Source organism: Citrobacter farmeri (assembly GCF_019048065.1).
GTDB lineage: Bacteria > Pseudomonadota > Gammaproteobacteria > Enterobacterales > Enterobacteriaceae > Citrobacter_A > Citrobacter_A farmeri.
In genome coordinates, this window is record NZ_CP077291.1 from 1,243,029 (window position 1) to 1,259,895 (window position 16,867).

Here is a 16,867-nt window from a genome sequence, read left to right on the forward strand (position 1 = left end):
CTCAAAGCTCCCTTGCCAGTTTGCGTTTTTCGTTCCACGCCGTGGCGCTGATGCTGACCAGAATAATGACGCCGCTGAAAACGGTGTGCCAGTACGAGGAGACGCTGAGCAGCGTCAGACCGTTTTGTAAAAAGGCCAGCAGAATGACCCCCAGCAGCGTACCGGTCAATGTGCCGCGCCCGCCGCTCATACTGGTACCGCCCAGCACAACCGCTGCCAGTACCGTCAGTTCAAAACCGAGCAGCGAGTTCGGCGCCACGGACTGCGTGATCTGGGCCTGTACGACAGCGGCTACGCCTGCGAGAATGCCCATAAAACCATAGACATAGAAATGCAGCTTCAACAGGTTCAGTCCAAGGCGCGATGCGGCGTCGCGGTTGCCGCCCATCGCGTAAATCTGACGCCCGAGACGGGTGTAGTTCATCAGGATGGCGGTGAAAACGATCGCGGCTGCCAGGCACAGTAGCGGTAGCGTGAGGCCATAGTCATAGCCATCTGCCGCCGTGAAGGAGAACCAGTTGATGCCGTTCATAAACCAGTCCGGGAAGCCATACAGCCAGGTGCCTTTGGTGGCGTAAACCAGCAGACCGTAATAGACGTTCAGCGTCGCGATGGTGATGATGATCGCAGGTACGCGTAGCCAGTAAACCAGAAAGCCGTTAATCAGCCCGAGCAGCAGTCCGACGACGACAGCGATGCTCAGCGCCAGCAGAAAGTTTCCGCCGTATGCGATCACCCAGCTTGCCATCGCGTATTGTGCTATCGCCGTCATCGCCGGGAACGAAATATCGATCCCTCCGGAGATCAGCACGACGAACAGCCCGCAGGCGAGAATACCGAGAATGGCATAGCTGGTGGCGACGTCGGTCAGGTTGCCGAGTGACAGAAACTCGTCGGTACTGACGCTCAGTCCAACAGCAAGCGCAATCACCAGTAGCCCCAGCCAAAATTCATGGTGCCCGACTAAACGGGAGAGACGAACGTTATTCATGGATGACCTCGACCACCTCTGCAATGTCCTCTTCGCGACAACGATGCGGATTAAACTCGGCGACCAGCTTCCCGCGTCGCATGACCAGCACGCGATGGCTGTTGTAATAGGCTTCCGGGATCTCATCGCAAATCATCAGCACCGCCATTCCTTGCTCCGCCAGGTTGCGGGCTATCTGATAAATCCCCTCTTTGTTGGCGATATCGACTCCCACCGTCGGGGAGTCCAGGATCAGGATATGCGGCTGGGTCGCCACCCACTTGGCGATGGCGATGCGCTGGGCGTTGCCACCGGAGAGCGTTTTGACCGGCAACTGTGGGTCGGCCACCTTGATGTTCAGTTCACGGATCAGATCGGCAACCAGCGTTTTTGCTTTGCCATGATCGAGCAGGCCGCTGCGGGTATGCAGTTTGTCGAAGACCGTGACTATGGTGTTGTCGTAGATCGACTGTTCCATGATAAGTCCCTGGGTCAGGCGATCTTCAGAGACATAGCCGATCCCATGCTTGATGGCGTCATGGTTATTGCGAAGCTGAACCGGTTTGCCGTTAATGCGGATTTCCCCGCTTTCCGGGTGCGTCATGCCAAACAGGCTCAGGCAGAGTTCGGTGCGGCCCGCGCCGAGCAGACCGACAATCGACACGATCTCACCGCTGCGCAGTGACAGGTTGATGTCCTGATATTTTCCTTTGCGGCTCAGGTTGCGCAGCTCCAGCATCGGCTCTTGCTCAACCGACGGCTTTTCGGGTAGCGGACTGTAGTGGAAGCGTTGACCGGTCATCAGGAATGCCAGCTCATGGCTGTCGAGTTCGCTGGCGGGATACGTCCCCACCAGTTTACCGTCGCGCATGACGCTGATGCGGTCCGCCACTTCCATCACCTCATCGAGACGGTGGCTAACGAACACCACGCAAATCCCGTCGGCTTTCAGTTCGTTGACCACGCGCAGCAGGCCGTTGACCTCCTGGCGCGTCAGAGACGCGGTAGGCTCGTCCATGATGACCAGGCGCGCATCGGCAGCAATGGCGCGGCAAATCGCCACCAACTGGCGGTCGGCAATGGAGAGTTTTTCCACTTTTTTATCGGGATCGATGCTGACGCCAATCCGCTTCATCGCCGCCAGCGCCTGTTGCTTCATCGAACCGCGCCGGACCCAGATATCGCCGCCGGGCAGATAGCGGTTGACGGCAATATTCTCCGCTACGCTGAAGTTAGGGAAGAGGGATAAATCCTGATAGATAACCTGGATGCCGTAATGCGAAGAGAGCTGCGGCGACAGATGGTGGAACAGCTTGCCGTCCAGCAGGATCTGCGCCCCTTTTTCCGGCTGATAAACCCCGGAGATCACTTTAATAATGGTGCTTTTGCCGCAACCGTTCTGTCCTGCCAGACAGTGAACTTCGCCTTTTTTCAGCGTCAGATTCACATTATCCAGCGCCAGCACGCCCGGGAATTGCTTGCTGATATTCTCAAGAGTGATAAATGCGGTGGTGTCTGTCATGGACAATACCCCTGCGAGCGCCCTCACGGGCGCAGAGTGTTAAGCCTGTTGATAGCGCCGATCAGACGATCGGCGTTAGGTTTCCCTGGTGGTGGCTGGAGCCTTAGAAACCGAGTGATTGCGCGTTGTCTTTGGTGACTTCGAGGATCTTGTTAAAGCGGATCACTTTCTTCTCCATGTCGACATCGGCTTTCCCTAATCCTTCAATGGTCAGATCTGGCGTCACTTCTTTGCCTTGCAGCAACTGATCCGCCACGGTCACCAGCGCGTAGCCCGCATCTTTCGGATCCCACAGCATCGCTTTCTTGATGTCGCCACGCATCAGATAAGGTGCAGCCTGTGCTGGCATGGCAATTCCCACCACGGCAATTTTATCTTTCGCGCGTTTTTTCTGTACCGCCTGACCCGCACCAATCGGACCCAGCGAACCGAAGCCAATGATGCCCTTCATCTGCGGGTAGGTCTTCATCAGATCCAGCGTGGTGGAGTAGGATTTGTCGATACTCTCGGCCACCGGCAGACGGGTGGTCACTTCAAACATCTCCGGGTATTTCTCTTTCTGGTACTTGATGGCGTAATCGGCCCAGGCGTTGTGTAACGGCACGGTCAATGAGCCGACATAAATCGCATAACCGCCTTTGCCGCCCATATCCTTCGCCAGTTCATCGACGTTAGCCTGCGCGTACTTCTCGCTGTCGATCGTTTCGATATCCCACTGGCCGATTTGCTGATCCGGCGATTCATGAGTCAGAACGACAATGCCCTTATCGCGCGCTTTTTTCAGCACGGGCTCAAGCACTTTTGCGTCATTAGGTACCACAATGATCGCGTTAACGTTCTTGGCAATGAGATCTTCAATGACCTTCACCTGCTGAGCCGGATCCGGCGTGGAAGGGCCGGTCTGATAAGCATTCACATCCAGTTTCTTCGCTGCTTCATTCACGCCGGTTTCCATGCGATTGAACCATGGAATACCGGTGACTTTAGCAACCACAGCGATTTCATATTTTTCTGCCGCAAAGGACGTACCGGACAACATGCATGCAGAAACCAGGGTTGCACTGAGTAATGCGAGTTTGAATTTCATAGTTGTACCTTTTGTAGGGACCGGGGCATGTCACGAACAGGAGGTTATCAACGAAGGGAAGAGGTAATGAATAGCAAGTTTCGTAAATGTGATAAATGCCCATTATTGTTAATTCATGGATAATGCATGGTTAAAATATAGTTAAATTAAAGGGGTTTAATACATTTTTCGTCGAGCTGTATGTTAATAAATAACGTAATAATCTTATTTTATTTAACAATTAATTATCAATTCAGGAATGGTGCAGCGAAAATTACCGGAATGTGAACGCGGTACTTAACGACAAAATCGCAAATCTGAGAACTGAATCGAGTCCAGAAATCAGCGCTCAATTTTCTTCATTTCAATGTTATCCTCACGGGCAATCCTGCCACGGCGATCGTGGCTTTCGTGGCCATCCTGATTTATGGGGGAGTCGAAGTCATTTATGATACGCGGCGTTTTGTTGGTGTTACTCGCATTTTTGACGTTTACGGTGAGCGCACATCCTCACAGCTTTATCCGTCTGAAAACGGAAGTGGTTAGCGACAACGAGACGATCGTAGCGCTGAAGATGCGCTGGACGATGGATGAGCTGACCTCTGCCGACCTGCTCTATGATGCGGGCGATGCGAAGCCGGGTTCCGAAATCTGGAAAAAACTGGCGGCTGAAGTCATGGCGAATGTTCTGGGGCAGCACTACTTCAGCGAAATGTGGCACAACGGACAGCGCGTCAAATTTAAAAACAGGCCGATGGAATATGGCATGACGCGTGATGAACACCAGGCGGTGCTCACCTTTATTCTGCCGCTTGCCGAGCCGCAGCCGTTGAGCGGGCAGCGTTACACCTTCTCGACCTTTGATCCCTCTTATTATGTCGACATGAGCTATGAAGAAGACCGCGATGCGACGCTATCACCGACGATGCGTAAGCGCTGCGAGATCGCTGTGCACACGCCAACGCCGAGCGAAGAGTCCCTTAGCTTCGCGCAGTCGCTGGATAAAGAGGATGCGCCGCCAGAGGATATGGAGTTGGGTAAACAATTTGCACAAACGGTGACAGTCACATGTCAGTAATCTCGCCAAACCGTATTCGCGCCCGGCGCTGGATATCGCTGTGGCCGTTGGCGCTGTTTTTGCTGATGGCGGCGATCGGTGGCGTCGGGCTGTGGCAAACCTGGCCGCAGGTGATGGTCAAAAGTATCATCTGGCAGCGAGAGGTGAATCAGCAGATGAGCGCGCTGCTGAAGGCTGTTGCTGCCAGCCCAGCACAGGCGGGCGGATCGTTGCTGTTGTTTAGCTTTCTGTATGGTGTGCTGCATGCGCTGGGGCCGGGGCACGGAAAGGTGGTGATCACCACCTGGCTGGCAACCCATCCTTCAAAGCTGAAGTCGAGCATTGGCCTGACGCTGGCGTCCTCGTTATTGCAGGGGCTGGTGGCCATCGGGCTGGTTGTGGTGGTGCTCAGCATTCTGCAACTTCCGGCGAGACAGCTACATTTGAGCGGTTTCTGGCTGGAGAAGGGAAGTTATGCGCTGGTGGGGGTTCTGGGCATGTTACTCTGCTGGCGGGCGCTGAAAAAACTGCGCGCGCTGCTGCGCAAACCCACATTTACCGCTTTTACGGCATATCACGTGCATCATGAACACTGTGGTTGTGGACATCAGCACTTACCGAATCCGGAACAACTTCACCATGGCGATGACTGGCGCGCGCGGCTGATGATTATCCTGTCGATGGGGATGCGTCCCTGTTCCGGGGCTATCATGGTGCTGCTGTTCAGCAAAGTCATCGGCGTATTTTACTGGGGGATAGCTTCAGCGCTGGCGATGGCGGCGGGCACGTCGTTGACCATTACCTCTCTGGCGCTACTGGTGCACAGTTTTCGCTCGCTGGCGGTCAGACTGAGCGGTAACCAGGCGCCGGTATTATGGCGACAGGTTGGCTGGTCGACGCTGGCGTTAGCCGGTGGTGTGATATTGCTGGTGGCAGCAGGGGTAATGTGGGTGAGTGCGGTGCCAGTTGGGCGAGGGATAAGACCGTTTTGAAAAGTGCCGGATGGCGGCTATGCTTTATCTGGCCTGGGCGATGACGTCCAGGCTCGGTAAGCGATAGCGCCTCCGGGCATCACTAAGATTAACGCTTCAGCGCGTCGCTCAGTTCATCACGCATGTTCGCCAGCATCGCTTTTACCACGCGCGGATTACCCGCAACGATGTTGCCGGTCGTCATGTAGTTATGACCGCCGGTAAAGTCGCAAACCAGTGCGCCTGCTTCGCGGGCGATCAGCTCACCTGCGGCGAAATCCCACGGACGCAGACCAATTTCGAAATAACCGTCAACGCGCGCAGCGGCAACATATGCCAGATCCAGCGCGGCGGAACCGGTGCGGCGGAAGTCAGCGCACTCGGTAAACATTTTGCCGAGCATATTCATGTAAGCGGTGGCGTGCTGTTTGGCTTTGAACGGGAAGCCGGTGGCGATAATGGTGCCGTCCAGATCACGCGCATTGCTGCCGCGCAGACGATAGCCATTCAGCTGGGCGCCCTGGCCGCGGGTGGCGGTGAACAGTTCATTACGCATCGGATCGTAAACCACAGCGACTTCAGTACGGCCTTTAATGCGTACGGCGATAGAAACCGCGAAGTGCGGCAGGCGTTTTACGAAGTTGGTGGTGCCATCCAGTGGATCGATAACCCATTGAACATCCTGATCGGTACCCTCATGTTCACCGCTTTCTTCGGTGATGATGGTGTGCTGCGGGTAAGATTTGCGGATCGTTTCGATAATAATCGCTTCGGCGGCTTTATCGACGTTGGTCACAAAATCATTGCTGCCTTTCTGGCTGGTTTCTACTGAGTCAGGCGTTTCGTAGTGTTTGGCAATTACATTACCCGCCTTGCGCGCTGCGCGCACGGCGATGGTCAGCATCGGATGCATCGGTCTCTCTCACTGGATGTTAAAGAACGGGAAAACGGCGCAGAGTATAGCAGCGAGATCGGAATATGTCTTCGATTTATGATAATATGGCCGAATAATCTTTAGCTGAAGAAAGACAATGCTGCAAAATATTCGAATCGTGCTGGTGGAAACGTCACACACCGGCAATATGGGCTCTGTTGCCCGCGCAATGAAAACAATGGGATTAACCAATCTGTGGCTGGTTAATCCGCTGGTAAAACCAGACTCCCAGGCCATCGCCCTGGCGGCAGGGGCCAGCGATGTGATCGGCAACGCGCAGATCGTCGACACCCTCGATGAAGCGCTGGCCGGATGCAGTCTGGTGGTAGGAACCAGCGCACGCTCGCGTACGCTGCCGTGGCCGATGCTTGACCCGCGCGAATGTGGTTTAAAAAGCGTCGCGGAAGCGGCGAATACCCCTGTGGCGCTGGTGTTTGGTCGTGAACGCGTTGGGCTGACCAATGACGAACTGCAAAAATGCCACTACCATGTCGCGATTGCGGCAAACCCGGAGTACAGCTCGCTGAACCTGGCGATGGCGGTACAGGTCATCGCGTATGAAGTGCGCATGGCCTGGCTGGCAACGCAGGAGAGTGATAAGACCGCCGAATATGAAGAGGCTGAATATCCGTTGGTGGATGATTTAGAGCGTTTTTATGGTCATCTGGAACAAACGCTACTGTCGACCGGGTTTATTCGCGAAGGCCATCCGGGACAAGTGATGAATAAGTTGCGCCGTCTGTTTACGCGTGCGCGTCCGGAGAGCCAGGAGCTGAATATCCTGCGTGGGATTCTGGCATCTGTCGAACAGCAGAATAAAAGCAAGTAACGGTGCTAATGCCGGATGGCGCTTCGCTTATCCGGCCTACGAATCGTGCGGCCTGTAGGCCGGATAAGCGAAGCGCCATCCGGCAAACGAATACCGCACGGAACGTCAAATACCTGACTAAAACAGTCAAGTAAATAGTTGACTGATTTAGTCGGGAATGTCAGACTTGGCCCTGCTATGCAATATCCCCATTTTACAATAAAAAACCCCGGGCAGGGGCGAGTTTGAGGCTAAGTAAGACATGAGACTGACATCTAAAGGGCGTTATGCCGTGACCGCAATGTTGGACGTTGCGCTCAACTCCGAAGCGGGCCCGGTACCGTTGGCTGATATTTCTGAACGTCAGGGAATTTCCCTTTCTTATCTGGAACAGCTGTTCTCCCGTTTGCGTAAAAATGGTCTGGTTTCCAGCGTACGTGGGCCAGGCGGTGGTTATCTGCTGGGTAAAGATGCCGGCAGTATTGCAGTCGGTGAAGTGATTAGCGCTGTTGACGAGTCGGTTGATGCGACCCGTTGTCAGGGTAAAGGTGGTTGTCAGGGCGGCGATAAATGTCTGACCCACGCGCTGTGGCGCGATCTGAGCGACCGTCTGACTGGTTTCCTCAACAACATTACGTTAGGCGAACTGGTGAATAATCAGGAAGTCCTGGACGTGTCTGGTCGTCAGCACAGCCACGACGCTCCACGCACAAATCGCGCACAAGACGCAATTGACGTTAAGTTACGCGCTTAATTAAAAAAGTACGCAATATCATGCTGGCTGAATCAAGGCGGCAACTGAGCGAATCCTCAGGCGCTTACATCAATAAGTGACTGAGGTAAGTGAAGGCAGCCAACCCAGAGGCAGTCTGAAGGATGAAGCGTAAAAGTATTTCAGAGTCAGGCCGGAGCGATTACGCTCCGTTAACACGGTCGTACATCCAGCCGGTTGCCTGACTCCTTGCATTGAAGCGATGTACGGAGTTTATAGAGCAATGAAATTACCGATTTATCTCGATTACTCCGCAACCACGCCGGTGGACCCGCGTGTTGCCGAGAAAATGATGCAGTTCCTGACCCTGGACGGAACCTTTGGTAACCCGGCCTCCCGTTCACACCGTTTCGGCTGGCAGGCTGAAGAGGCGGTAGATATCGCCCGTAATCAGATTGCCGACCTCGTGGGTGCCGATCCGCGCGAAATCGTCTTTACTTCTGGTGCGACTGAATCCGACAACCTGGCGATCAAAGGTGCAGCCAACTTTTATCAGAAAAAAGGCAAGCACATCATCACCAGCAAAACCGAACACAAAGCCGTGCTGGATACCTGCCGTCAACTGGAGCGCGAAGGGTTTGAAGTGACCTACCTCGCGCCGCAGAGCAACGGGATTATCGATCTCAAAACACTGGAAGCGGCGATGCGTGACGACACCATCCTGGTTTCCATTATGCACGTGAACAACGAAATCGGCGTGGTACAGGATATTGCGACTATCGGCGAAATGTGCCGTGCGCGTGGCATCATCTATCACGTTGACGCCACCCAGAGCGTGGGCAAATTGCCTATCGATCTGAGCCAGCTGAAAGTTGACCTGATGTCTTTCTCCGGTCACAAAATTTATGGTCCGAAAGGGATCGGCGCGCTGTACGTTCGTCGTAAACCGCGTATTCGCATCGAAGCACAGATGCACGGTGGCGGTCACGAACGCGGTATGCGTTCTGGTACGCTGCCAGTCCACCAGATCGTCGGTATGGGTGAAGCCTATCGCATCGCGAAAGAAGAGATGGAAACTGAGATGGCGCGTCTGCGCGGTCTGCGTAACCGTCTGTGGAACGGCGTGAAAGATATGGAAGAAGTCTACCTGAACGGTGACCTTGAGCAGGGCGCGCCTAACATCCTCAACGTGAGCTTTAACTACGTTGAAGGCGAGTCGCTGATCATGGCGCTGAAAGACCTCGCGGTCTCTTCGGGTTCCGCCTGTACCTCTGCGAGCCTCGAGCCATCCTATGTGCTGCGTGCGCTGGGAATGACTGACGAGCTGGCACATAGCTCTATTCGTTTCTCTTTAGGTCGTTTTACTACCGAAGAAGAGATTGATTACACCATCGAACTGGTTCGTAAATCTATCGGCCGTCTGCGTGACCTTTCTCCGCTGTGGGAAATGCATAAGCAGGGCGTGGATCTGAACAGCATCGAATGGTCACATCATTAATCGGTACCGATAAGGAGAATTCATCATGGCTTACAGCGAAAAAGTAATCGATCATTACGAGAATCCACGTAACGTGGGCTCTTTTGACAACAGCGACGAGAACGTGGGCAGCGGCATGGTGGGTGCACCAGCCTGTGGCGACGTGATGAAGTTGCAGATTAAAGTCAACAATGAAGGTATCATTGAAGACGCGCGTTTCAAGACTTACGGCTGTGGTTCCGCCATCGCATCCAGTTCCCTGGTCACCGAATGGGTGAAAGGGAAATCGCTGGACGAAGCACAGGCGATCAAAAACACCGATATCGCTGATGAGCTTGAGCTGCCGCCAGTGAAAATTCACTGTTCTATTCTGGCAGAAGACGCGATCAAAGCCGCTATTGCGGACTACAAAAGCAAACGTGAAGCAAAATAAGAAGAGTTGAGGTTTTATTATGTCGATTACACTTAGCGACAGTGCAGCAGCGCGAGTAAATACCTTCCTGGCGAACCGTGGTAAAGGGTTTGGCCTGCGTCTGGGCGTGAGAACCTCCGGCTGCTCAGGTATGGCGTATGTACTGGAATTTGTTGATGAACCGGCGGCAGAAGACACCGTGTTTGAAGACAAAGGCGTTAAGGTCGTGGTCGATGGAAAAAGCCTGCAATTTCTGGACGGAACGCAGTTAGACTTCGTAAAAGAAGGTCTGAACGAAGGGTTTAAATTCACTAACCCGAATGTGAAAGACGAGTGTGGTTGCGGCGAAAGCTTCCACGTGTAACGCGCGTCATCCGAAAACCCCGCCGTGGCCTTGCTACGTGTGGGGTTTGTTCTAACAGGCTACCCCTGAGAATGTTATGGACTACTTCACCCTCTTTGGCTTACCGGCCCGTTATCCGCTCGATATTCAGGCGCTGAGCCTTCGTTTTCAGGATCTGCAACGTCAGTATCACCCTGATAAATTTGCCAGCGGTACCCAGGCGGAACAGCTTGCTGCCGTTTCGCAATCCGCCACCATCAACCAGGCCTGGCAAACGCTGCGCCATCCTCTGATGCGCGCAGAATATCTGCTTTCGTTACACGGTTTTGATCTCAGCAACGAGCAGCACACGGTGCGCGATACCGCATTCCTGATGGAACAACTGGAGTTGCGCGAAGAACTCGATGAGATCGAACAGGCGAAAGACGAGGCGCGGCTGGAACGTTTTATTCAGCGCGTGAAAAAGATGTTTGATAGCCGCCATCAACTGATGGTGGAACAACTGGATAGCGAGACGTGGGACGTTGCGGCCGATACCGTGCGTAAACTGCGTTTTCTCGATAAACTGCGAAGCAGTGCAGAACAACTCGAAGAAAAACTGCTCGATTTTTAATATTCGGAAGCAATTATGGCCTTATTACAAATTAGTGAGCCTGGTCTGAGCGCAGCGCCGCACCAGCGTCGTCTGGCTGTGGGTATCGATCTCGGGACCACCAACTCTCTGGTCGCAACCGTACGTAGCGGTCAGGCGGAAACGCTGGCCGATCACGACGGTCGTCATCTGCTGCCGTCCGTCGTTCACTATCAGCAGCAGGGCCACACGGTAGGCTATGAGGCACGCGCTAATGCCGCGCTGGATACCGCCAATACTATCAGCTCAGTGAAACGCATGATGGGGCGTTCGCTGGCGGATATTCAGACCCGTTACCCCCATCTGCCGTACCGTTTTCAGGAAAGCGTTAATGGCCTGCCGATGATTGAAACGGCGGCGGGCTTGCTGAATCCGGTTCGTGTTTCTGCCGATATCCTGAAAGCGCTGGCGGCGCGGGCCTCTGAGTCGCTCTCCGGCGATCTGGATGGCGTGGTCATTACCGTACCGGCGTACTTTGATGATGCCCAGCGTCAGGGGACTAAAGATGCCGCGCGTCTGGCGGGTCTGCATGTCTTGCGCCTGCTCAATGAACCGACTGCAGCGGCGATTGCCTACGGCCTCGATTCCGGCAAAGAGGGCGTCATTGCGGTGTATGACCTCGGCGGCGGAACATTTGATATTTCTATTCTGCGCCTGAGTCGCGGCGTGTTCGAAGTGCTGGCCACCGGCGGCGACTCCGCGCTCGGCGGCGATGACTTCGATCACCTGCTGGCGGATTACATCCGCGAACAGGCGGGGATTGCCGATCGCAGCGATAATCGTGTTCAGCGCGAATTGCTGGATGCCGCCATTGCGGCGAAAATCGCGCTCAGCGATGCAGAGTCCGTAACGGTTAACGTGGCGGGCTGGCAGGGTGAGATTACTCGCGAGCAGTTTAATGAACTCATTTCCGCGCTGGTTAAGCGTACGCTGTTGGCCTGTCGTCGTGCCCTGAAAGATGCTGGCGTAGAGGCACAGGAAGTACTGGAAGTGGTGATGGTTGGCGGTTCCACGCGCGTACCGCTGGTGCGTGAACGTGTGGGCGAATTTTTTGGTCGTCCACCGCTGACGTCCATCGACCCGGATAAAGTGGTGGCGATTGGCGCGGCGATCCAGGCTGATATCCTGGTCGGCAACAAGCCGGACAGTGAAATGCTGCTGCTCGACGTGATCCCGCTGTCGCTGGGACTGGAAACAATGGGCGGTCTGGTGGAGAAAGTGATCCCACGTAACACCACCATTCCGGTTGCGCGCGCGCAGGACTTTACCACCTTCAAAGACGGTCAAACCGCGATGTCTATCCACGTGATGCAGGGCGAACGTGAACTGGTGCAGGATTGCCGTTCGCTGGCGCGCTTTGCGCTGCGCGGTATTCCGGCGCTGCCGGCAGGTGGTGCGCACATTCGCGTCACTTTCCAGGTGGATGCTGACGGGTTGCTGAGCGTCACCGCGATGGAAAAATCCACAGGCGTTGAGGCCTCTATTCAGGTGAAACCGTCCTACGGTCTGACCGACAGCGAAATTGCCTCAATGATTCAGGATTCGATGAGCTTTGCCGAACAGGACGTAAAAGCCCGCATGCTGGCAGAGCAGAAAGTCGAAGCGGCGCGCGTGCTGGAGAGTTTAACCGGCGCGCTGACCGCTGATGCCGCGCTGTTAAGCGCCGCAGAACGTCAATTGATCGACGACGCCGCCGCGCGCCTGAGCGAGGCGGCGCTGGGCGATGATGTTGACGCTATCGAACAAGCCATTAAAAACGTAGACAAACAAACCCAGGAATTCGCCGCCCGGCGCATGGACCAGTCGGTCCGTCGCGCGCTGAAAGGCCATTCCGTGGACGAGGTTTAATATGCCAAAGATTGTTATTCTGCCTCATCAGGATCTCTGTCCGGATGGCGCAGTTCTGGAAGCGGAGACCGGTGAAACCATTCTTGATGTTGCACTGCGCAACGGTATCGAGATTGAACACGCCTGTGAAAAATCCTGCGCCTGTACGACCTGCCACTGCATCGTGCGTGAAGGGTTTGATTCCCTGCCGGAAAGCACGGAAGAAGAAGACGACATGCTGGATAAAGCCTGGGGACTGGAGCCGGAAAGCCGTTTAAGCTGCCAGGCACGCGTAACCGGGGATGATTTAGTGGTCGAAATCCCACGTTACACAATCAATCATGCTCGTGAGCATTAACAGAGGGGAGTATGGGACTGAAGTGGACCGATAGCCGCGAAATCGGCGAAGCGCTGTACGACGCCTTCCCCGATCTCGATCCAAAGACCGTTCGTTTCACCGACCTGCACCAATGGATCTGTGACCTGGACGATTTTGACGACAATCCTGACGCATCCAATGAAAAAATTCTGGAGGCGATTCTGCTAGTCTGGTTAGATGAAGCTGAATAAGTCGCGTATTCAAAATCATTTGAGTTGCGTCAAGGTGGCAAGGACACGAATCGCCAGGAACATAGATAATTATGTGGCTGATGTGAGTGGACGAAGCCAACGCAGAGGCAACTCAAAGGATGAAGAATATTACGGGCTGCCTTCGGGCGGCCCGTTTGCTAATAAGGAAAAATAACAATGACAGAAGCCATGAAAATCACGCTCACTACGCAGCCCGCCGATGCGCGTTGGGGTGAAAAAGCCACATACAGCATTAATAACGACGGTATTGCCCTGCATCTTAACGGTAAAGACGACCTCGGTTTGATTCAGCGCGCAGCGCGGAAGATCGACGGCCTCGGCATCAAGCATGTACAGCTGGCAGGCGATGGCTGGGATACCGACCGCTGCTGGTCCTTCTGGCAGGGCTACAAAGGGCCGAAAGGCAGCCGTAAAGTGGAATGGCCGGACCTGGACGACGCGCAACGCCAGGAACTGGATAACCGTCTGACCATCATTGACTGGGTGCGTGATACCATTAACGCACCGGCGGAAGAGCTGGGGCCAGAGCAACTGGCGCAGCGCGCCGTCGATCTGCTATGCAGCGTGGCGTGCGATAACGTCTCTTATCGTATTACCAAAGGTGAAGATCTGCGCGAGCAGAACTACATGGGGCTGCATACCGTCGGTCGCGGTTCTGAACGTCAGCCGGTTCTGTTGGCACTCGATTACAACCCGACAGGGGATAAAGATGCTCCGGTTTATGCCTGCCTGGTCGGAAAAGGGATCACGTTTGATTCCGGCGGCTACAGCATCAAGCAGAGCGCCTTTATGGACTCCATGAAGTCCGATATGGGCGGTGCCGCAACGGTAACCGGCGCGCTGGCGTTTGCTATTACGCGCGGTCTGAACAAACGCGTGAAGCTGTTCCTCTGCTGTGCGGATAACCTGATCAGCGGTAATGCCTTCAAGCTGGGCGATATCATCCACTATCGCAACGGTAAAAATGTGGAAGTGATGAATACCGATGCCGAAGGGCGCCTGGTACTGGCGGACGGTTTGATCGACGCCAGCGCGCAGAAACCGGAACTGATCATCGATGCTGCTACCCTGACCGGGGCGGCGAAAACGGCACTGGGTAACGACTACCATGCCCTGTTCAGCTTTGATGACCAACTGGCGAACCGCTTACTGGCAAGTGCTGCCGAAGAGAACGAGGCGTTCTGGCGTCTGCCGCTGGCAGAATTCCACCGTAACCAGTTGCCGTCTAATTTTGCCGAACTGAACAATACCGGCAGTGCGGCGTATCCGGCTGGAGCGAGTACGGCCGCAGGATTCCTGTCGCATTTTGTGGAAAACTACCAGCAGGGCTGGCTGCATATCGACTGCTCTGCAACCTATCGTAAAGCGCCGGTTGAACAGTGGTCTGCCGGTGCGACCGGTCTGGGCGTGCGTACAATCGCCAATTTGTTGACTGCCTGAAAGGTGTTTTTGTAGGCCGGGTAAGCGAAGCGCCACCCGGCATTTTGCCTGATGGCGACGCTGTGCGTCTTATCAGGCCTACAATCCAGAGATATCATTTGTGATCCCTATGTCTGAAACCAAAAACGAATTAGAAACCTTACTGGAACAAGCCGCGACGGAACCCGCGCATCGTCCGGCATTTTTCCGCACCCTGCTGGAATCCACCGTTTGGGTGCCAGGCGCTGCGGCAGAGGGCGAGGCGATTGTCGAAGACAGCGCGCTCGACCTGCAGCACTGGGAAAAAGAAGATGGCACCACCGTTATTCCCTTTTTCACCTCTCTGGAAGCGTTGCAGCAGGCAGTAGAAGATGAGCAGGCGTTTGTGGTGATGCCGGTACGCACGCTGTTTGAAATGACGCTCGGCGAAACGCTGTTCCTCAACGCTAAACTGCCAACGGGCAAAGAGTTCATGCCGCGCGAAATCAGCCTGCTAATGGGGGAAGAGGGCAATCCGCTGAGCACGCAGGAAGTGCTGGAAGGCGGCGAATCTCTGATCCTCTCCGAAGTGGCCGAACCGCCTGCGCAGATGATCGACTCGCTCACTACGCTGTTTAAGACCATCAAACCGGTGAAGCGCGCATTTCTCTGCTCGATTAAAGAGCGCGCGGACGCTGAGGCCAATCTGCTGATTGGTATTGAAGCCGATGGCGATATTGAAGAAATTATTCATGCTGCAGGCAGCGTGGCAACGGACACGTTGCCGGGCGATGAACCGATCGATATCTGCCAGGTGGTAAAAGGGGAGAAGGGGATCAGCCACTTTATCACCGAACATATTGCACCGTTCTACGAACGCCGTTGGGGTGGGTTCCTGCGCGATTTTAAACAGAATCGGATAATTTAAGTGTAAGGAAAGCCGCCCCGAAAGGCGGCATCCTCGCTTACCTGCCCTGGTCGTTGGTCTTTACGAAAACTGAATTACCGAAGTAACTCTGGTCTGCGTGAAGGCACAACACGCCAGAAACAAGAAGCACGATACAGACGTACCGTATCTTCATTGTGCGGTCCATGCGAAGACCGCTTCACGAAAGTACCACTGGCGATAATGCCGTGACAGCAAGTGCTGGGGGCACTTACATTGCTGTGGCAACACAGCCCGCTGGAAAGGCCGCGAACCGGACCAGCACAAAAAAACCGCTCAAACGTTAGAGCGGTTTTTTTGTGGGCGAGACAGACTCATCAATCAGAATTTATTTAGTTTCCGCCGGTTCAACCGGTAAATCCGCACGGGCTCCCCATTCGCTCCACGCGCCGTCATACAGCGCGACGTCTGGCACCCCCAGCGTCGCCAGCGCCAGTACGACAACCGCGGCTGTCACGCCGGAACCACAGCTGGCGATGATCGGTCTGTCAAAACTGACCCCGTGGCGAAAGAAGATGGCATCCAGTTCGTCGGTTGTTTTCAGTTCGCCGTCCTGAACCAGTTCTGTCCACGGCACGTTTAAGGCACCAGGCACATGACCCCGTCTGAGACCCGGACGCGGCTCGTCGGCTTCGGCATTAAACCGTGCTGCCGGGCGGGCATCGACAATCTGTGCGCTTTTTTCATGACTGGCGAGCAAAACGTCGGTGACGCGTACGACGGCCTCAGGAGTAAACGCCGCATCAAAATCGCCTTCCGGCAGTTCGACGTTGCCTTCCTGTAGCGGCAAATCATCGCGTTGCCAGCCGGCCAGACCGCCTCCCAGAATAGAGACATTCTCCACGCCAAAGGTCCGCAGCATCCACCACGCGCGCGGGGCGGAGAACAGATTTCCCTCGTCATAGACAATCAGATGTTTGTCCTGATCGACTCCCAGTTCACGCATCGCAACGGCGAAGCTTTCCGGGCGCGGCATCATATGTGGCAGAGGTGAAGTGTGGTCGGAGAGCGCTTCGATATCAAAAAACACCGCGCCCGGGATATGCCCCGATCGATACTCTTGCGCAACGTCGCGGTCTTCCTGTCCTGGCGGCGCCATACGGGCGTCGATAATTTGAATTTGCGGATCGTCAATATGCTCGGCAAGCCAGTCGGCGGCGACAAAAAAGGCGGTAGTCATGGGTCTCTCCATGTTTATCAGG

19 protein-coding genes are annotated in these 16,867 nt (G+C 54.8%); 13 read left to right on the forward strand and 6 right to left on the reverse strand.

Annotation, left to right across the window (positions count from 1 at the left end):
• Nucleotide 1: 1 nt before the first annotated feature.
• From I6L53_RS05775 to I6L53_RS05785, 3 genes are all read right to left on the reverse strand, one after another.
• A complete protein-coding gene (locus I6L53_RS05775) occupies nt 2-991 on the reverse strand; it encodes an ABC transporter permease (RefSeq protein WP_042317584.1) in 990 nt (329 codons plus the stop codon).
• On the reverse strand, nt 984-2,492 hold the full coding sequence (locus tag I6L53_RS05780; RefSeq protein ID WP_042317585.1) for a sugar ABC transporter ATP-binding protein: 1,509 nt from the start codon (nt 2,490-2,492) through the stop codon (nt 984-986). The genes I6L53_RS05775 and I6L53_RS05780 overlap by 8 nt, the downstream gene beginning before the upstream one ends.
• Nucleotides 2,493-2,595: 103 nt before the next feature.
• The gene (locus I6L53_RS05785) at nt 2,596-3,579 is read right to left on the reverse strand and encodes an autoinducer 2 ABC transporter substrate-binding protein (RefSeq protein WP_042317586.1); all 984 of its coding nucleotides are present in this window, start codon (nt 3,577-3,579) and stop codon (nt 2,596-2,598) included.
• Nucleotides 3,580-4,006: 427 nt separating this feature from the next.
• On the opposite strand from I6L53_RS05785, the gene I6L53_RS05790 reads away from it, so the two are divergent.
• Together I6L53_RS05790 and I6L53_RS05795 are read left to right on the forward strand one after the other, a co-directional pair.
• Nucleotides 4,007-4,636 (forward strand): DUF1007 family protein, encoded by a 630-nt coding sequence (locus tag I6L53_RS05790; RefSeq protein WP_042317587.1) that lies wholly within the window; start codon nt 4,007-4,009, stop codon nt 4,634-4,636.
• On the forward strand, nt 4,627-5,607 hold the full coding sequence (locus I6L53_RS05795) for a nickel/cobalt transporter (protein ID WP_042317588.1): 981 nt from the start codon (nt 4,627-4,629) through the stop codon (nt 5,605-5,607). The genes I6L53_RS05790 and I6L53_RS05795 overlap by 10 nt, the downstream gene beginning before the upstream one ends.
• 88 nt (nt 5,608-5,695) lie before the next feature.
• Here I6L53_RS05795 and suhB read toward each other — a convergent pair whose 3' ends face one another.
• Nucleotides 5,696-6,499 carry an inositol-1-monophosphatase gene (suhB, locus tag I6L53_RS05800; RefSeq protein ID WP_042317589.1) on the reverse strand — a complete coding sequence of 268 codons (804 nt, stop codon included), beginning with the start codon at nt 6,497-6,499 and terminating at the stop codon, nt 5,696-5,698.
• Between the two features lie 118 nt (nt 6,500-6,617).
• On the opposite strand from suhB, the gene trmJ reads away from it, so the two are divergent.
• From trmJ to sseB, 11 genes are all read left to right on the forward strand, one after another.
• Nucleotides 6,618-7,349, forward strand: a complete 732-nt coding sequence (gene trmJ / locus I6L53_RS05805) for a tRNA (cytosine(32)/uridine(32)-2'-O)-methyltransferase TrmJ (protein WP_042317590.1) — start codon at nt 6,618-6,620, stop codon at nt 7,347-7,349.
• Nucleotides 7,350-7,590: 241 nt separating this feature from the next.
• The gene (gene iscR, locus I6L53_RS05810; RefSeq protein ID WP_042317591.1) at nt 7,591-8,082 is read left to right on the forward strand and encodes a Fe-S cluster assembly transcriptional regulator IscR; all 492 of its coding nucleotides are present in this window, start codon (nt 7,591-7,593) and stop codon (nt 8,080-8,082) included.
• A gap of 241 nt (nt 8,083-8,323) precedes the next feature.
• Nucleotides 8,324-9,538 (forward strand): cysteine desulfurase, encoded by a 1,215-nt coding sequence (iscS, locus tag I6L53_RS05815; RefSeq protein WP_042317592.1) that lies wholly within the window; start codon nt 8,324-8,326, stop codon nt 9,536-9,538.
• 25 nt (nt 9,539-9,563) lie between these two features.
• Nucleotides 9,564-9,950, forward strand: a complete 387-nt coding sequence (gene iscU, locus I6L53_RS05820) for a Fe-S cluster assembly scaffold IscU (protein ID WP_002913991.1) — start codon at nt 9,564-9,566, stop codon at nt 9,948-9,950.
• Nucleotides 9,951-9,969: 19 nt separating this feature from the next.
• Nucleotides 9,970-10,293 (forward strand): iron-sulfur cluster assembly protein IscA, encoded by a 324-nt coding sequence (gene iscA / locus I6L53_RS05825; RefSeq protein WP_003037681.1) that lies wholly within the window; start codon nt 9,970-9,972, stop codon nt 10,291-10,293.
• A gap of 76 nt (nt 10,294-10,369) precedes the next feature.
• On the forward strand, nt 10,370-10,885 hold the full coding sequence (gene hscB / locus I6L53_RS05830) for a co-chaperone HscB (protein WP_042317593.1): 516 nt from the start codon (nt 10,370-10,372) through the stop codon (nt 10,883-10,885).
• Between the two features lie 15 nt (nt 10,886-10,900).
• Entirely contained in the window at nt 10,901-12,751 is a 1,851-nt protein-coding gene (hscA, locus tag I6L53_RS05835; RefSeq protein WP_042317594.1) for a Fe-S protein assembly chaperone HscA, read from the forward strand.
• Between the two features lies 1 nt (nt 12,752).
• Nucleotides 12,753-13,088: an ISC system 2Fe-2S type ferredoxin gene (gene fdx, locus I6L53_RS05840; protein WP_042317595.1), complete on the forward strand. Its 336-nt coding sequence runs from the start codon at nt 12,753-12,755 to the stop codon at nt 13,086-13,088.
• An 11-nt stretch (nt 13,089-13,099) separates the two neighbouring features.
• Nucleotides 13,100-13,300 (forward strand): Fe-S cluster assembly protein IscX, encoded by a 201-nt coding sequence (gene iscX / locus I6L53_RS05845; protein WP_042317596.1) that lies wholly within the window; start codon nt 13,100-13,102, stop codon nt 13,298-13,300.
• A gap of 177 nt (nt 13,301-13,477) precedes the next feature.
• Entirely contained in the window at nt 13,478-14,761 is a 1,284-nt protein-coding gene (pepB, locus tag I6L53_RS05850) for an aminopeptidase PepB (RefSeq protein ID WP_042317597.1), read from the forward strand.
• Nucleotides 14,762-14,870: 109 nt separating this feature from the next.
• Nucleotides 14,871-15,647: an enhanced serine sensitivity protein SseB gene (gene sseB, locus I6L53_RS05855; protein WP_042317598.1), complete on the forward strand. Its 777-nt coding sequence runs from the start codon at nt 14,871-14,873 to the stop codon at nt 15,645-15,647.
• Between the two features lie 37 nt (nt 15,648-15,684).
• Here the strand turns inward: sseB and timP are convergent, their stop codons facing one another.
• Both timP and sseA read right to left on the reverse strand, forming a co-directional pair.
• Nucleotides 15,685-15,813 (reverse strand): small toxic inner membrane protein TimP, encoded by a 129-nt coding sequence (gene timP / locus I6L53_RS23765; RefSeq protein WP_369449842.1) that lies wholly within the window; start codon nt 15,811-15,813, stop codon nt 15,685-15,687.
• A 180-nt stretch (nt 15,814-15,993) separates the two neighbouring features.
• Entirely contained in the window at nt 15,994-16,845 is an 852-nt protein-coding gene (sseA, locus tag I6L53_RS05860; protein ID WP_042317599.1) for a 3-mercaptopyruvate sulfurtransferase, read from the reverse strand.
• Between the last annotated feature and the right edge of the window lie 22 nt (nt 16,846-16,867).

Bases quoted from the DNA above. Each gene is read 5' to 3' on its own strand.
- iscR (WP_042317591.1), top strand. From the start codon at position 7,591: ATGAGACTGACATCTAAAGGGCGTTATGCCGTGACCGCAATGTTGGAC.
- pepB (WP_042317597.1), top strand. From the start codon at position 13,478: ATGACAGAAGCCATGAAAATCACGCTCACTACGCAGCCCGCCGATGCG.
- timP (WP_369449842.1), bottom strand. From the start codon at position 15,813: ATGGACCGCACAATGAAGATACGGTACGTCTGTATCGTGCTTCTTGTT.
- suhB (WP_042317589.1), bottom strand. From the start codon at position 6,499: ATGCATCCGATGCTGACCATCGCCGTGCGCGCAGCGCGCAAGGCGGGT.
- trmJ (WP_042317590.1), top strand. From the start codon at position 6,618: ATGCTGCAAAATATTCGAATCGTGCTGGTGGAAACGTCACACACCGGC.
- fdx (WP_042317595.1), top strand. From the start codon at position 12,753: ATGCCAAAGATTGTTATTCTGCCTCATCAGGATCTCTGTCCGGATGGC.
- iscS (WP_042317592.1), top strand. From the start codon at position 8,324: ATGAAATTACCGATTTATCTCGATTACTCCGCAACCACGCCGGTGGAC.
- I6L53_RS05795 (WP_042317588.1), top strand. From the start codon at position 4,627: ATGTCAGTAATCTCGCCAAACCGTATTCGCGCCCGGCGCTGGATATCG.
- I6L53_RS05780 (WP_042317585.1), bottom strand. From the start codon at position 2,492: ATGACAGACACCACCGCATTTATCACTCTTGAGAATATCAGCAAGCAA.
- iscA (WP_003037681.1), top strand. From the start codon at position 9,970: ATGTCGATTACACTTAGCGACAGTGCAGCAGCGCGAGTAAATACCTTC.
- I6L53_RS05790 (WP_042317587.1), top strand. From the start codon at position 4,007: ATGATACGCGGCGTTTTGTTGGTGTTACTCGCATTTTTGACGTTTACG.
- iscU (WP_002913991.1), top strand. From the start codon at position 9,564: ATGGCTTACAGCGAAAAAGTAATCGATCATTACGAGAATCCACGTAAC.
- hscA (WP_042317594.1), top strand. From the start codon at position 10,901: ATGGCCTTATTACAAATTAGTGAGCCTGGTCTGAGCGCAGCGCCGCAC.
- sseB (WP_042317598.1), top strand. From the start codon at position 14,871: ATGTCTGAAACCAAAAACGAATTAGAAACCTTACTGGAACAAGCCGCG.
- I6L53_RS05785 (WP_042317586.1), bottom strand. From the start codon at position 3,579: ATGAAATTCAAACTCGCATTACTCAGTGCAACCCTGGTTTCTGCATGC.
- sseA (WP_042317599.1), bottom strand. From the start codon at position 16,845: ATGACTACCGCCTTTTTTGTCGCCGCCGACTGGCTTGCCGAGCATATT.
- iscX (WP_042317596.1), top strand. From the start codon at position 13,100: ATGGGACTGAAGTGGACCGATAGCCGCGAAATCGGCGAAGCGCTGTAC.
- hscB (WP_042317593.1), top strand. From the start codon at position 10,370: ATGGACTACTTCACCCTCTTTGGCTTACCGGCCCGTTATCCGCTCGAT.
- I6L53_RS05775 (WP_042317584.1), bottom strand. From the start codon at position 991: ATGAATAACGTTCGTCTCTCCCGTTTAGTCGGGCACCATGAATTTTGG.